Origin of the sequence: Micromonospora sp. NPDC005413 (assembly GCF_040606435.1) — a bacterium.
GTDB lineage: Bacteria > Actinomycetota > Actinomycetes > Mycobacteriales > Micromonosporaceae > Micromonospora.
Genome location: NZ_JBEXEV010000004.1, coordinates 1 through 13,251, shown reverse-complemented (window position 1 = coordinate 13,251; position 13,251 = coordinate 1). Strand labels below are relative to the sequence as shown.

General features: G+C 71.9%; 12 protein-coding genes. 7 read left to right on the top strand and 5 right to left on the bottom strand.

The features are described from left to right. The first annotated feature begins 7 nt into the window (after positions 1 to 7). Positions 8 to 1,099: a PLP-dependent cysteine synthase family protein gene (locus ABZS37_RS07510; protein ID WP_355166563.1), complete on the top strand. Its 1,092-nt coding sequence runs from the start codon at positions 8 to 10 to the stop codon at positions 1,097 to 1,099. A 16-nt stretch (positions 1,100 to 1,115) separates the two neighbouring features. On the opposite strand, the gene ABZS37_RS07505 is transcribed toward ABZS37_RS07510, so the two are convergent. The 3 genes from ABZS37_RS07505 to ABZS37_RS07495 form a co-directional block, all read right to left on the bottom strand. Further along, a complete protein-coding gene (locus ABZS37_RS07505; RefSeq protein WP_355167062.1) occupies positions 1,116 to 1,736 on the bottom strand; it encodes a putative glycolipid-binding domain-containing protein in 621 nt (206 codons plus the stop codon). Positions 1,737 to 1,850: 114 nt separating this feature from the next. Beyond that, complete coding sequence (locus tag ABZS37_RS07500) at positions 1,851 to 3,929, bottom strand: DEAD/DEAH box helicase (RefSeq protein WP_355166561.1); 2,079 nt, start codon at positions 3,927 to 3,929, stop codon at positions 1,851 to 1,853. 197 nt (positions 3,930 to 4,126) lie between these two features. Further along, positions 4,127 to 4,477: a hypothetical protein gene (locus tag ABZS37_RS07495; RefSeq protein WP_355166559.1), complete on the bottom strand. Its 351-nt coding sequence runs from the start codon at positions 4,475 to 4,477 to the stop codon at positions 4,127 to 4,129. 19 nt (positions 4,478 to 4,496) lie between these two features. On the opposite strand from ABZS37_RS07495, the gene ABZS37_RS07490 reads away from it, so the two are divergent. Then, positions 4,497 to 4,979, top strand: a complete 483-nt coding sequence (locus tag ABZS37_RS07490; protein ID WP_355166557.1) for a hypothetical protein — start codon at positions 4,497 to 4,499, stop codon at positions 4,977 to 4,979. Between the two features lie 114 nt (positions 4,980 to 5,093). Continuing rightward, entirely contained in the window at positions 5,094 to 5,225 is a 132-nt protein-coding gene (locus ABZS37_RS07485) for a hypothetical protein (RefSeq protein WP_355166555.1), read from the top strand. Between the two features lie 590 nt (positions 5,226 to 5,815). On the opposite strand, the gene ABZS37_RS07480 is transcribed toward ABZS37_RS07485, so the two are convergent. Next, positions 5,816 to 7,399, bottom strand: a complete 1,584-nt coding sequence (locus ABZS37_RS07480; RefSeq protein WP_355166553.1) for a C40 family peptidase — start codon at positions 7,397 to 7,399, stop codon at positions 5,816 to 5,818. Positions 7,400 to 7,637: 238 nt separating this feature from the next. On the opposite strand from ABZS37_RS07480, the gene mqnE reads away from it, so the two are divergent. The 3 genes from mqnE to ABZS37_RS07465 all read left to right on the top strand — a co-directional run bounded on the left by mqnE (position 7,638) and on the right by ABZS37_RS07465 (position 9,632). After that, positions 7,638 to 8,807, top strand: coding sequence for an aminofutalosine synthase MqnE (gene mqnE / locus ABZS37_RS07475; RefSeq protein WP_355166551.1), 1,170 nt, complete (start codon positions 7,638 to 7,640; stop codon positions 8,805 to 8,807). A 23-nt stretch (positions 8,808 to 8,830) separates the two neighbouring features. Next, positions 8,831 to 9,268 carry a hypothetical protein gene (locus ABZS37_RS07470; RefSeq protein ID WP_355166549.1) on the top strand — a complete coding sequence of 146 codons (438 nt, stop codon included), beginning with the start codon at positions 8,831 to 8,833 and terminating at the stop codon, positions 9,266 to 9,268. Between the two features lie 73 nt (positions 9,269 to 9,341). After that, positions 9,342 to 9,632 carry a DUF4229 domain-containing protein gene (locus ABZS37_RS07465; RefSeq protein WP_355166547.1) on the top strand — a complete coding sequence of 97 codons (291 nt, stop codon included), beginning with the start codon at positions 9,342 to 9,344 and terminating at the stop codon, positions 9,630 to 9,632. Between the two features lie 82 nt (positions 9,633 to 9,714). Here ABZS37_RS07465 and ABZS37_RS07460 read toward each other — a convergent pair whose 3' ends face one another. Then, positions 9,715 to 11,052 carry a C39 family peptidase gene (locus tag ABZS37_RS07460; protein WP_355166545.1) on the bottom strand — a complete coding sequence of 446 codons (1,338 nt, stop codon included), beginning with the start codon at positions 11,050 to 11,052 and terminating at the stop codon, positions 9,715 to 9,717. A gap of 211 nt (positions 11,053 to 11,263) precedes the next feature. Here ABZS37_RS07460 and ABZS37_RS07455 point away from each other — a divergent pair, with 211 nt between their 5' ends. Next, entirely contained in the window at positions 11,264 to 13,147 is a 1,884-nt protein-coding gene (locus tag ABZS37_RS07455) for a M14 family metallopeptidase (RefSeq protein ID WP_355166543.1), read from the top strand. Positions 13,148 to 13,251 lie beyond the last annotated feature (104 nt).

The following is a 13,251-nucleotide window of genomic DNA, read 5'->3' as shown; positions in this document are numbered from 1 at the left end:
TTCCGGCGTGACTCATCTCGACCGGTCCGACGAGGCCAGCCGGACCTGGGTGACGGAGGCGATCGCCGCCGTCGAGGCGGACGCGAACCGCTCGGCCGACACCCACCTGCTGCCGTTCCCGCTCCCCAGGGCATGGGGGATCGACCTCTACCTCAAGGACGAGTCGTCACACCCCACCGGCTCGCTGAAGCACCGGCTGGCCCGCTCACTCTTCCTCTACGGTCTCTGCAACGGCTGGATCGGGCCGCGCACCACGATCGTCGAAGCGTCGTCGGGCTCCACGGCGGTCTCCGAGGCGTACTTCGCCCGGATGCTCGGTCTGCCGTTCATCGCGGTGATGCCCGCCTCCACCTCGCCGGAGAAGATCGCGCAGATCGAGTTCCAGGGCGGCCGGTGCCACCTGGTGGACGACCCCGCGACCGCGGTGGTCGAGGCCCGCTGGCTCGCGGAGGACTCCGGCGGGCACTTCATGGACCAGTTCACCTACGCCGAGCGGGCAACCGACTGGCGGGGCAACAACAACATCGCCGAGTCGATCTACGCCCAGCTGGAACTGGAGCGGCACCCGATCCCCGCCTGGGTCGTGGTGGGCGCCGGCACCGGGGGCACCAGCGCGACAATCGGCCGGTACGCCCGTTACCGCCGGCTTGCCACCAGGCTCTGCGTGGTCGACCCGGAAAACTCCGCGTTCTACCCGGCCTGGATGGCCGCCGACTGGTCGGTGCGTACCGGGAAGGGCTCCCGGATCGAAGGGATCGGCCGTCCCACCGTGGAGGCCTCGTTCGTGCCCTCGGTGGTGGACCGGATGGTCCAGGTGCCGGACGCGGCGTCACTGGCCGCCATGCGCGCCGGATCGGCGCTGCTCGGTCGCCGGGTTGGCGGCTCCACCGGCACCAACCTGTGGGGTGCGTTCGGCCTGATCGGCGCGATGCTCGCCGAGGGCCGCACCGGCTCGGTGGTCACGCTGATCTGCGACCCAGGCGACCGGTACGCCGACACGTACTACGCCGACGACTGGGTGGCCGCCCAGGGTCTCGACCTGAAGCCGCACCTGGCCACGATCGAACGCTTCCTGGCGAGCGGCGCCTGGCCGGTCTGAGCCCTGCCCGCGCCGTTCAGCGCGGGTCGATCCGTTCGGCCAGCCCGGGGTAGCGCACCACGTAGCCGCTGTCGTCCAGATCGATGTCGGCCGTGAAGGTGCCGCTGGCGAACCGCACCCGACCCGGCCCGAGCCCGGTGTAGATCTGCTCGGCCGGCACCACCTCCAAGCCGGGCAGCAGCACCCACGCGACGGTGATCCGGTGTGCCAGGTCGGCCGGCTCGGCGGCCAGCCCGAGCCGGTGGACCGGCAAGGAGTTGAACAGCGGCGAACCGCTCAGGTCGACGTCGAGCGCGTCGGCCAGCCGGTCCGGGTCATCTGTGCCCGGCAGACCGGCCCGGGGATGACCGGCCGCGACCAGCGCCGCGTCCAGGTTGCCCTGCTCCGCGGTGGTCACCCGCCACCGGTCCGTGGCCCGCTCCAGCGTCACTCTGCGCAGCCAGCCCAGCCCTTCGGCCTCGACCTCGACCCGGGCGGTGGTCCAGTCCGGCGTGGTGGTCAGGTGGTAGCGAGCGGTCCAGGGGATCGGGTCCACGGCGAGCAGGGTTCCCCGGGCCGACAACCCGTGGCCGTCGTCGAGCAGGACCTGCTCGCTGCCGGCGGTGTCCGTCCGGGACCAGAAGATCGACTTCGGCATGGTCGGCATGAGCGGGACGTTACGCGACCGGGACGGCATCGGCAGGGCATGCGCGAACGCCGCCGCGAAGCGTGTGCTCCGCGACGGCGTTCGGTAGATCAGTGGATCAGTGGATCAGTAGGTACGCGCCGGCGGTCGCCCGCCAAAACCGCGCCGGTCGTCACGCGGCCGGTCGTCCCGAACACGGCTCTCCGGGCGGAAGCCACCCCGGGCGTCCCGGTCGCCGAAGCGCCGCTCGCCGGTCGGGCGGTCGCCCTGGTGCCGCTCGCCCTGAGGGCGGTCGCCTCGGCCGTCCCGGTCACCGAACTGCGGCCGGTCACCAAACCGCCGCTCGCCCTGCGGCCGGTCACCGTAACCCCGGGTGTCCCGATCGCCGTGACGCCGGTCGCTGGCAGGCCGGTCGCCGTAGCCCCGCTCGCCCTGCGGACGGTCGCTGTGCTGCCGGTCACCCTGCGGCCGGTCGCCGTACTGGCGGTCGCCCTGTGGGCGGTCGCTGTAACGGCGCTCGCCGGTGGGTCGGTCGCCGTACTGGCGGTCACCCTGTGGGCGGTCGCCGTACTGGCGGTCGCCCTGTGGGCGGTCGCTGTAACGGCGCTCGCCGGTCGGCCGGTCGCCGTACTGGCGGTCACCCTGCGGCCGGTCGCCGTACTGGCGGTCACCCTGTGGGCGGTCGCTGTAACGGCGCTCGCCAGTCGGCCGGTCGCCGTAGCGGCGCTCGCCGGTGGGTCGGTCGCCGAACCGGCGCGGGCCTCCGGCCCGGTCGTCGAATCGACGCGGACCGCCGGAGCGGTCGCCGTAACCCCGGGGCTCTGCCTCAAGGCGAACCGGGACGCCGCTGGGTTCGCGGGCGCCGATCAGCTCGGCCAGCGCCGGGTCTCCGAGCCGGACCCGGGTCTCGGCCGGCGCGACGCCGGCCTTCTCCAGCATCGCCAGGGTGGTGCGGCGCTGCTTGGGCAGCACCAGCGTGGCGACCGCGCCCGACTCGCCCGCTCGGGCGGTGCGCCCTGCGCGGTGCAGGTAGTCCTTGGGGTCCTTCGGCGGGTCGACGTGCAGCACCAGGGTGACGCCGTCGACGTGGATGCCCCGAGCCGCCACGTCCGTGGCGACCAGCACGTTCATCCGGCCCTCACGGAACTCGGCCAGCGTCTTGGTACGCATCCGCTGGGTCTTGCCGCCGTGCAGGCCACCGGCGCGTACGCCGACCGCCGCGAGCTGCTCGACCAGCCGATCCACCCCGAGCTGGGTACGGGCGAAGACCATCGTCCGGCCGTCACGGGCGGCGATCGAGGCCGCCACCGGGAACTTCTCGTGCGGCGGGATCAACAGCATGTGATGGTCCATGGTGGACACCGAGGCGGTCGACGGTGCCGTGGAGTGGGTCACCGGGTCGGTCATGAACCGCCTGACCAACGCGTCGACGTCACCGTCCAGGGTGGCCGAGAAGAGCAGGCGCTGACCGTTTGCGGGCGTCTTCGCCAGCAGGTCGGTCACCTCGGGCAGGAAGCCCATGTCGGCCATCTGGTCGGCCTCGTCAAGCACCGTGACCTCGACGTCGTCGAGCTGGCAGATGCCCCGCTCGATCAGGTCGCCGAGCCGGCCCGGGGTGGCCACGATGACCTCCACGCCGCGCCGCAGCGCGTCGATCTGGCGGTCGTACGGGACGCCGCCGACGGCGGTCTTGAGGAAGATGCCGACGGCCTTGCCCAGCGGCACCAGGGCGTCGTTGACCTGCATGGCCAGCTCGCGGGTGGGGACCAGGACCAGGGCGCGGGGCCGCAGCGGCCGGGCCCGGTTGCGGTTGGCGAGCCGGGCGATCATCGGCAGGCCGAAGGCGAGCGTCTTGCCCGACCCGGTCTGGCCGCGGCCGAGCACGTCCCGGCCGGCGAGCGCGTCCGGAACGGTGGCCCGCTGAATCTCGAACGGGCTGGTGATGCCCTGCCGCGCCAGCGCGCGGACCAGCGGCTCGGGCAGGCCGAGTGCGGCGAAGTCGGGCTCAGTCGCCGTGGGCTCAGTCGCCGTGGACTCCGCCGGCGTGGACCCCGCCGGAGCGGGCTCGGCCGGTTGGGCGGCGGTCGCCGCCGGCGCGGTGCCGGCGTCGCTCGGAGCGGCGTCGAGCGGCTCCCGCGCGGTGTCGGTCGCCGCGGCTGCGTTGGAAACGGACGTAACGGTGCTGGGGTCAGCAGAGGTGGTCAACAAAAGCCTTTCGAGCGGGGCGCATCTTCGCGATGGCCTGCCGCGGCTGTGCCGCCGGATCGCCCGCAAGATCGCCCAGGGTCGCGCACCACGCGCGCCGGGTCAGTGATCTCAGCCAGTGTACGGCGGTCTGGCGAAGCCGCCAGCCGGTTGCCCGACGGTAGTGGGCGGACTCACCATCATTCCCGCTCGTCGGCTCACCCGTTGAGCACGCTGCCCACCAGACCGTCGAGGGCGTCGCCAGCCAGAAGAACGATCATGACACTGATCGCCACCAGCAGCCCCAGAGCGGCGGCCAGCACGATCATCACCCGGGCGTTACTGGACCGTTCGGCCGGCGTGTCCGCCCAGCCCTGGGCCAGGATGTGCCCGGTCAGGGAGCCTGAATTCTCCACCGCGTTGGCGGGAATCGCGATCGTGCTGAAACCCGGCCCCTCGCCGCTGCCGTAGACGGTGCCGGCCAGGTCGGAGCCACCGTCGCGCCGCCCACCGTGGGCACCGCCCGCAGCCCGTCCGGCAGGGCTACCCGACGGGCTGCCCGTCGGCACGATCGTTCGGGAGTTTCCGGTGCCATTCCCAGTCGAGCGGGGAGCGTCGGGGACGGACGGCGGCCAACTCGGCAGCGCTGGCGCGGGTACCACCGGCGGTGCGGAGGCGGGTGTCGCAACCCACCCACTGCTGGACCTCGGGCCAGCCGTCACTGGGGTGGACGGCCACCCGGCCGGTGGTGCGGAGACCGAAGCACTGGCCCGTACGCCGGGCGTGTCGGCCATCGCTGGCGGCGGCGGGAACGGCGGTGCCGGCATCGGGCCGGGCGGAGCTGGTGGCGCGGGCACCGGCGGACCGGGTGGCGGCATCGGCGGGCTCGGGACGGGCGGCGCCGGCGGACCCGGAATGGGCGGCACCGGCGAGGGCGGCGGTATGGGTGGACCCGGGACGGGAGGCACCGGACCGGGCGGCGGTGTGGGCCGTGGCCCCGGCGTCGGCATCGGGCCGGGCGGGTACGGCCCCGGACCCGGCGCGGGCTCCGGTTCGGGTGGCGACGGCTGAGTCGGCCCGGGGCCGGGTGGCGTGGGGGTCGGCTCCGGCTGCGCGGGCTCGGACGGCTCGGGGTTCACCGGGGCGGATCGGTAGACGGCGGGCGTGCCCACCCGGGGATCTGGGGTGCCCATGGCACGGGCCGTGCCCCGGCTGCTGCCGGGAACCGTGGCGCTGGCCCGGGCCGGCGCGGTCGAATCGTTCCGCTGCCCGGGCAACGGAACGTCGGCCGGGCTGGCCGAGCCGGTCGCACGGTAGGTGGTCGCGGTGACCGGAGCGCTGGCCGGCAGGTCACTGCGGAGAGCCCCGGCGGTCGCGACGCTGGCGCGGGCTCGCACCGGCGAGGCGGCCTTGTCCGGGCGAGCGTCGGAGGGCGCTGGCTGCCCGGCGGCCGTGTCAGGAACGTCCGTGGCGACGTCGGTGCCGGCGGGAGCGGCGTCGGAGGCGTCGTCGTCAGCGGTCTCGGCGGAGGCGCTGCTGGTGGCCGGGGCGGCATCGCTCGTGGCCGGGGCTGTGTCGCTGGTGGCCGGGGTCGTGCCGCTCGAGGCCGGGGTCGTGCCGCTGGTGGCCGGGACTGTGCCGCTGGTGGCTGTGCCGTTGGTGGCCGGGCCGGCGTCAGTGGCATCCGGGACGGCGTCGGTGGCGGGCACCGGGTCGGCGGTGCCCGGCCCTGACGGGTCGGCCCGGTCGACCACGGGGTCGACAGTCTCCGCCGGATCTCTCTGCTCGGCCATCTCCGCCCTCCGTGCCACGCTCGCACCCGGACCCGTGACGTCGAGTCGGATGTGCCTGGATGTCACGGTGCCACAGATCGCCCCGAGCGGACAGCCGGAGCCGGTCGTGGCGAATCAGCCGTCGGTGCTCGGGCTGCCCGTCGCGCTGCCGCTCCCTGTCGCGCTGCTGCTGGCCTTCGGCGTGGTCGTCGGGGACGTGCTGCCCGGCGCGCTGGCTGGTGCCGAGGGCAGGGTCGTCGGCGTGTTGCTCGGGCTGCTCGACTGGCTCGGCGAGGTGCTGCCGGTCGGCGTAGGCGTGGGCGTCGCGCTGCCGGTGGGCTTCGGGGTGGCTGACCCGGTCGGTGTCGGCGTGGGCTTCGTGGTGGGCGTCGGCTTGGTGGTGGGCGTGGGCTTCGTGGTGGGCGTGGGCTTCGTCGTCGGCGTCGGCTTCGTGGTGGGCGTCGCGCTCGGCGTCGGGACCGGCGGGGTCGGGACGGTCACGATGGGCCCCGGCACCGCGCCGATCACCCGGGTGGCGGCGTACAGCCGGGACCAGCCGACGACCGAGATCTTGACGACGTCCCCGGTGGTGGGCGCCTGCACCATCTTGCCGTTGCCGATGTACATGCCGACGTGGTGGATCGTCGTCCAGCTGCTGCCGGAGGCGAAGAAGAGCAGGTCGCCGGGGAGCAGCGCGCTCTGCGGCACGGTCCGGCTCCGGGTGGCCGCGTACTGGTCCCGGGAGACCCGGGGCAGGTCGAAGTAGTCGGCGCCCGACGACCGGTACGCCGCCCACATCAGACCCGAGCAGTCGAACTGGTTCGGACCCTCCTCGGACCACTTGTACGGGTCGCCGAGCTGGGCGAGCGCGTACCGGACCGCGGCCAGTGCCCGGGGGTGCGCGGCCATGCCGCTGATGTTCTGGCTGGAGACGTAGCCGGCGCCGATCTGCTGCTCGGTCGCTTCCTGCTGTCGTTCGATCTCGATCAGCTGGGCGGCGTTGTCGCGGCGCAGCTTGAGCAGGCTCGCCTCGGCCGTGCGCAGAGCCGTCTCGCCCGCGGTGAACTCCGCCTGGGCGGCGGCGAGCAGATCCTTGGCCTGGGTGTGCTTCTGGTAGGCGTCCTGCTCACCGACACGGGCACGGGACAGCTCCCCGGCCACTCCGGTGGTGCCGCCGTCGACCTTCTCGCCGCGGGTGATCTGCTGGAGGCGGCTCAGCCCCCGGATGTCCTCGGCGAACTCGCCGGGCGGCAGCGCGGCGGCCGCCTTGAAGGCGTCCGCGGCGGCGGAATCGGCCGCCTGCTGGGCCCGGAGCAGGGTGTCCTGCGCGGTCGCGAGCACCTTGCCGGCCGCGTCGAGCTGCGCCTGTGCGTCGGTGCGTTTCTGCTGGCTCACCAGCAACGCATCGCCGAGCGCGCCGACCTGGGCCTCACCCGCGGAGATGGCGGCGGCCAGCGGGCCGGTGCCAACGTTGACGACTGGCGGAACGGGCACGCCGGCGACGGGAGCACCACCGGGCAGCTGGAGTGCGCCGGTCACCGCCGGGCGGGAACCGCTGTCCGGAACGGTGGTGGGCAACCCTGGCTCGGCGTACGCGGGGGTGGCCAGCACGGCGGCGGCGATCGCGCCGAGCAGGGCGGCCCAGAGCTTCGGACGCAGCACCGGCGAGATCACCGGGCTCCGTCGTCGCTGCCGTCGCCCGCGCCCGCTGTCGACCATGCCGCTCCCCGTCCCGCCGCTCGTCGCCGCGCTGGGTGGGCGCGGTCGTCGGGACGGTACCAGTGTGTGTGTTCCGCCCCACCTTGTCTTACCGCACGCCGCTACAGATGTCGATGCGTCGCCGGGTTACGGGAAGCTGAGAGTCTGGTGAAGTGGGTCGCTGTCGCCGACCGCGCCGCCGGGGCTGTCGGCGTCCCGACGTACGCTCGACCGGGACCGCAGGTGGAAGGGACGTGCCATGGACGCCGGACTCAAGCGTGAGCTCGAAGCGAAGGTGTACGCCGGTGAGCGGCTGACCCGGGAGGACGGGGTCGCCCTCTACGACAGTGACGACCTGACCTGGTTGGGGCGGCTGGCTCATCACAAGCGCACCGAGCTCAACGGCGACCGGGTGATGTTCAACGTCAACCGGCACCTCAACCTGACCAACGTCTGCTCGGCGTCCTGTGCGTACTGCTCGTTCCAGCGTAAGCCGGGCGAGAAGGACGCGTACACGATGCGCATCGACGAGGCGGTCCGCAAGGCCAAGGAGATGGAGGATGAGCAGCTCACCGAGCTGCACATCGTCAACGGCCTGCACCCGACGCTGCCCTGGCGTTACTACCCGAAGGTGCTGCGCGAGCTGAAGGCGGCGCTGCCGAACGTCAAACTCAAGTGCTTCACGGCGACCGAGGTGCAGTGGTTCGAGAAGATCAGCGGTCTGAGCGCCGACGAGATCCTCGACGAGCTGATGGACGCCGGCCTGGAGTCGCTGACCGGCGGTGGCGCGGAGATCTTCGACTGGGAGGTCCGGCAGCACATCGTCGACCACGCCTGCCACTGGGAGGACTGGTCGCGGATCCACGCCCTGGCACACAGCAAGGGCATGAAGACTCCGGCCACGATGCTGTACGGCCACATCGAGGAGCCCCGGCACCGCGTCGATCACGTGCTGCGGCTGCGTGAGCTGCAGGACGAGACCGGCGGCTTCGCGGTGTTCATCCCGCTGCGCTACCAGCACGACTTCGTGGACTCGGCGGACGGCAAGATCCGTAACCGGATCCAGGCGCGCACCACGATGGCCTCGCCGGCCGAGTCGCTGAAGACGTTCGCCGTCTCCCGGCTGCTGTTCGACAACGTGCCGCACGTGAAGAACTTCTGGGTGATGCACGGTCTCTCGGTGGCCCAGCTCTCGCTGAACTTCGGCGTGGACGACCTGGACGGCTCGGTCGTCGAATACAAGATCACCCACGACGCCGACTCGTACGGCACCCCGAACACCATGCACCGCGACGACCTGCTGCACCTGATCTGGGACGCCGGTTTCCAGCCGGTCGAGCGGGACACCCGCTACAACGTGGTCCGGGAGTACGACAAGGCACCGTCGCTGGCCGAGCGTCGTGCCGAGCCGCAGCAGGTCTGGGCCTGAGTCACCACGTACCCTCGCAGTCGATGACCGAGCAGCGTGAATCCGAGCAGCAGGGCGGCTTTCCCCGACGGGACGCCGAGGGACGCGTCCGTACCCTGGGCGATCTGCTCGGGGTGTGCCTGGCCGGCCTGGTCATCGGCGCGTTGGCGTTGGTGCTGTTCGACTGGGCGTTCGCCTCGATCGGCGCCGGCGATTTCGGGCACACCAACGGCTGGCTGGCGGTGATCCTGCCGGCCTGGCTGTTCTGGGACGACTTCCGGGCGTGGGACTTCGGCGCGGCCCGGGTGGTGGCGGCGCTGGTCGCGGCTGCCGTCGGGGTGTTCGTCGGGCTGCTGATCGCCGGTCTGGGCACCGGGTTGCCGCCGCTGCTCTCCGGCGCGTTGGCGGCGGCGGCGTTCACGGTGGCGTACGCGACGGTCTGGTTCCCGGGCGTCCGCTGGCTGGCCCGCCGGACCGGCTGACCGCGACCGCCCGCCGGGCGGATCGATTCTTCCGCCGACACCGGCGGGTGACGGAGAGAACGGAGTGGTGCAGGTGAGCGCCGCGCTCAAGTACACGCTGGGCCGGATCGGGCTGTTCGTCGCCGTGCTGGCGGGCCTCTGGCTGATCGACATGAACGTGTTCCTGAAGCTGATGCTGGCCCTGGCCTTCTCCGCCGCGCTCTCCTTCTTTCTGCTGCGTGGCTGGCGGGACGAGATGGCCGAGGAGATGGCCAGCGCCGCCGAGCGCCGCCGCACCGAGAAGGAACGCCTCCGCTCCGCCCTGGCCGGCGACGACCCCGAACCCGAACCCCCCACCACCCCCACCGACCAACCCTCGCGGTGATCAAGAGGTTTGCGTCACCGGAAGCCGTTCCCGTGACGCAAACCTCTTGATCAACCGAGTTCCGGCGGAGGGGGCGGGCGCTCTACCAGTTGGTGGAGCCGGGGACCTTGGGCCAGGGCTTGTGCAGCGGCTTGATGAGGTACGCGACGCCGCCTGAGCCACCGGAGATGCCACCCGTGGCGTTGGTGCGCTTCGTTCGCAGCCAGATCTGCTCGAACTGCGCGCGCTTGTAGACGTTGCGCACCACGTCGTTGCTGGACGAGGCGGGATCGTTGACGATCACGTCGCCATCGGCGGTGAAGCCGACCACCACGAAGAGGTGCCCGGAGGTCCCGTAGTTTGCCCCGTCCAGCTCACTGGCGAGGAAGGACTGGCTGGTCACGACGGGAATGCCGGCGGCGATGAAACGCTCCAGCTCGTCCAGCGAGTGCAGTCGGGTCACCCGACCCTCCAGACCGGGGAAGCTGGCCGCGTACGCGGTGTTGAACGGCCAGTTGCCAGCACCGTCGTACGCGTAGTCGTAGGTCATCCGCGCGGCGTGGTTGACGGTCGGGTCGGGGTAGGTCGGGTCCACCCAGGAGGTGTCGGCCTCCGATGGCCCCCGACCCCAGTACTCGACCACCATCTCGGTGGAGGTGGGGGAGCACCACGCCTCGCCGCCGCCGTCGTACTCGGGGTAGTGCCCGGAGTGCACGTTCTGCGAGTAGCGCGGCACCGGCAGCTCGACGCCCCAGGCGATGTGCCCGGCGCTCGGCGTGACGGTGAACCGGTCCGGCACGGTGGAACTCATCGCGCCGAGCATCCGGACCACCGGCGCGGCGGTCTGCCCGGGCGCCCGGTAGAGGGTCAGCCGCAGCTGGTACGACCGCAGCAGCACCCCGGCGGCGGCGTCGTCGATGCTGAAGGTGTCGGTCCAGATCGTCGACCAGGGGTCGCCCTGCCGGTTGACGGTGGTTCGCTTGATGTCGCTGTCGCCGGACGCCCAGCGACCCATGACGTACCACGGGGTCTGGTCACCGCTGGTGTAGCTGCCCTGCATCTCCACCTGGATCCAGGTGCCGGCGGGGGTCTCCGCGTTCCACGAGGCGATCAGCTCGGTGGCGTCGAACCCGACCCGGGTCATCGGTGAGGTCCAGGTGCCGTATTCCCAGGTGCGGGTGGCGCCGGTGTGCGGGTCGGCGTACTCGGTGGTGCCGGCCGGACGCGCCAGCGTGATGCCCGCTCGGGCGCCGGGCACCACGCGGGTTCCGGCCCGGCTGCCCCGGTGCCAGTCGGCGGGCCCGGACCAGTCCTGGAAGGTGATCTGCTCGTCGTGAGTGGCGGCGGGCGGGCGGGCCGCCGTCGCGGGCGCGGTGGTGGCGAGCAGGGTGAGCGCGGTGACGCCGGCGAGGGCGGCCGCGTGCAGGCGGGATCTGGCCATGGGTGCTCCGCGGTGTCGAGAGGGGCATCGTCGCTGGTCAGTTTCCCGCTTGGAGGGAAGTTTCGCCAGATGTTCCCGCGTGGAAAATCATTGCCGCAGGGATGATCCGCTCGGGATGCATCAGGGAACGATCAATATTGATATGACCATGTGACAGGTGGTGAAGTGTCCTTCACCGAGCGGGATCTCCCGCCCATCGAGGAGGTAGTCCATGGCCCTCCGCACGCCCATCTCTCTCCGCCGCGTCCTGGTGCTCGCCGTCGTCACCGGTCTGGGAATCGTCACCGTCGCCGCCGGTCCGGTCGCCGCCCGACCGGCACCCGACCGGACCACCGAGCCGGCCGCCGCCGCCAGCTACCGGGTGCTCGGGCCCCGGACCTCCGCAGACCGCAGCGCGGTGGCCCGCACCGGAGCGGCCATCGACTACTCCGAACACGGCGTGCTGCACGTCTCGGCCACCGCCGGTGAGGCCGCCGCGATCGGCAAGCTCGGCTTCCGACTGGAACCGCTCGCCCCGCCGCCCAACGCCGAGCGCGGCGCTGGCGACATGGGCACGCTGGCCTTCCCGCCAGCCGACTCCAACTACCACGACTACGCGGAACTGACCGCCGTCGTGAACCAGGTCGTCGCCGACCATCCGGCGATCGCCCGCAAGATCAGCATCGGTTCGTCGTACGAGGGCCGCGACCTGATGGCGGTGAAGATCTCCGACAACGTCGGCACCGACGAGAACGAGCCGGAGATCCTGTTCAACTCCCAACAGCACGCCCGTGAGCACCTGACCGTCGAGATGGCGATCTACCTGCTCAACCTCTTCACCGACAGCTACGGCGGCGACTCCCGGATCACCAACATCGTCAACAGCCGGGAGATCTGGATCGTGCCGACGGTCAACCCGGACGGCAGCGAGTACGACATCGCCACCGGGTCGTACCGGTCCTGGCGCAAGAACCGTCAGCCCAACAGCGGCTCGTCCAACGTCGGCACCGACCTGAACCGCAACTGGGGCTACAACTGGGGCTGCTGCGGCGGCTCGTCCGGCACGACCTCGTCGGAGACCTACCGCGGGCCGTCCGCGTTCTCCGCACCCGAGACGCAGGCGCTGCGCAACTTCGTCAACGGCCGGGTGGTCGGTGGCGTGCAGCAGATCAAAGCCAACATCGACTTCCACACGTACTCGCAGTTGGTGCTCTGGCCGTACGGCTACACCACCGCGAACACCGCGACGGGGATGAGCGCGGACCAGTACAACACCTTCGCCACCATCGGCCAGCAGATGGCGGCCACCAACAACTACGCCCCGGAGCAGTCCAGCGACCTCTACATCACCGACGGAGACAGCCTCGACTGGATGTGGGCCACCCACAACATCTGGGCGTACACCTTCGAGATGTACCCGGGCTCGTCCGGCGGCGGCGGCTTCTACCCGCCGGACGAGGTGATCCCGGCGCAGACCTCGCGCAACCGGGAGGCCGTGCTGATGCTCAGCGAGTACGCCGACTGCCCGTACCGGGCCATCGGCAAGCAGGCGCAGTACTGCGGCAGCGGCGGTGGCGGCACCACGGTCTGGTCGGACACCTTCGAGACGGCCACCGGCTGGACCATCAACCCGGCCGGCACCGACACCGCCACCCTCGGGGCGTTCGAGCGTGGTGCCGCCCAGGCGACCACGTCCTCCGGCGCCAAGCAGCTCACCCCGTACGCCGGCGCGAACGACCTGGTCACCGGTCGGCTCGCTGGCTCGGCAGCCGGTGACTACGACCTCGACGGCGGCGTGACCAGTGCCCGGTCCCCGGCGGTGACCCTGCCGTCGTCCGGGACGCTGAGCCTCTCGCTGGCCTGGTACCTGGCGCACGGCTCGAACGCCTCGTCGGCGGACTACCTGCGGGTGAGCGTGGTGCACAACGGCGGCACCACCGCGCTGCTCACCCAGGCCGGCGCGGCGGCCAACCGCAACGGGAGTTGGGCGGTGGCGAACCTCAACCTCACCCCGTACGCCGGCCAGTCGGTGCGCATCCTCGTCGAGGCGGCGGACGCCTCCGGCGCAAGCCTGGTGGAGGCGGCTGTGGACAACGTCACCATCACCTCCTCCTGATCGGGTGGGGCCCCGTCCCGCCCCCAACGGGGCCCCACCACCCGCCCCCGCCCCCGCGACAACCCTTGAGGGGTACGAAGCCAGCGGCGGAAGGGCGGCATGAT

Bases quoted from the DNA above. Each gene is read 5' to 3' on its own strand.
- ABZS37_RS07505 (WP_355167062.1), bottom strand. From the start codon at position 1,736: ATGCCGAAGTCGATCTTCTGGTCCCGGACGGACACCGCCGGCAGCGAG.
- ABZS37_RS07480 (WP_355166553.1), bottom strand. From the start codon at position 7,399: ATGGTCGACAGCGGGCGCGGGCGACGGCAGCGACGACGGAGCCCGGTG.
- mqnE (WP_355166551.1), top strand. From the start codon at position 7,638: ATGGACGCCGGACTCAAGCGTGAGCTCGAAGCGAAGGTGTACGCCGGT.
- ABZS37_RS07470 (WP_355166549.1), top strand. From the start codon at position 8,831: ATGACCGAGCAGCGTGAATCCGAGCAGCAGGGCGGCTTTCCCCGACGG.
- ABZS37_RS07460 (WP_355166545.1), bottom strand. From the start codon at position 11,052: ATGGCCAGATCCCGCCTGCACGCGGCCGCCCTCGCCGGCGTCACCGCG.
- ABZS37_RS07455 (WP_355166543.1), top strand. From the start codon at position 11,264: ATGGCCCTCCGCACGCCCATCTCTCTCCGCCGCGTCCTGGTGCTCGCC.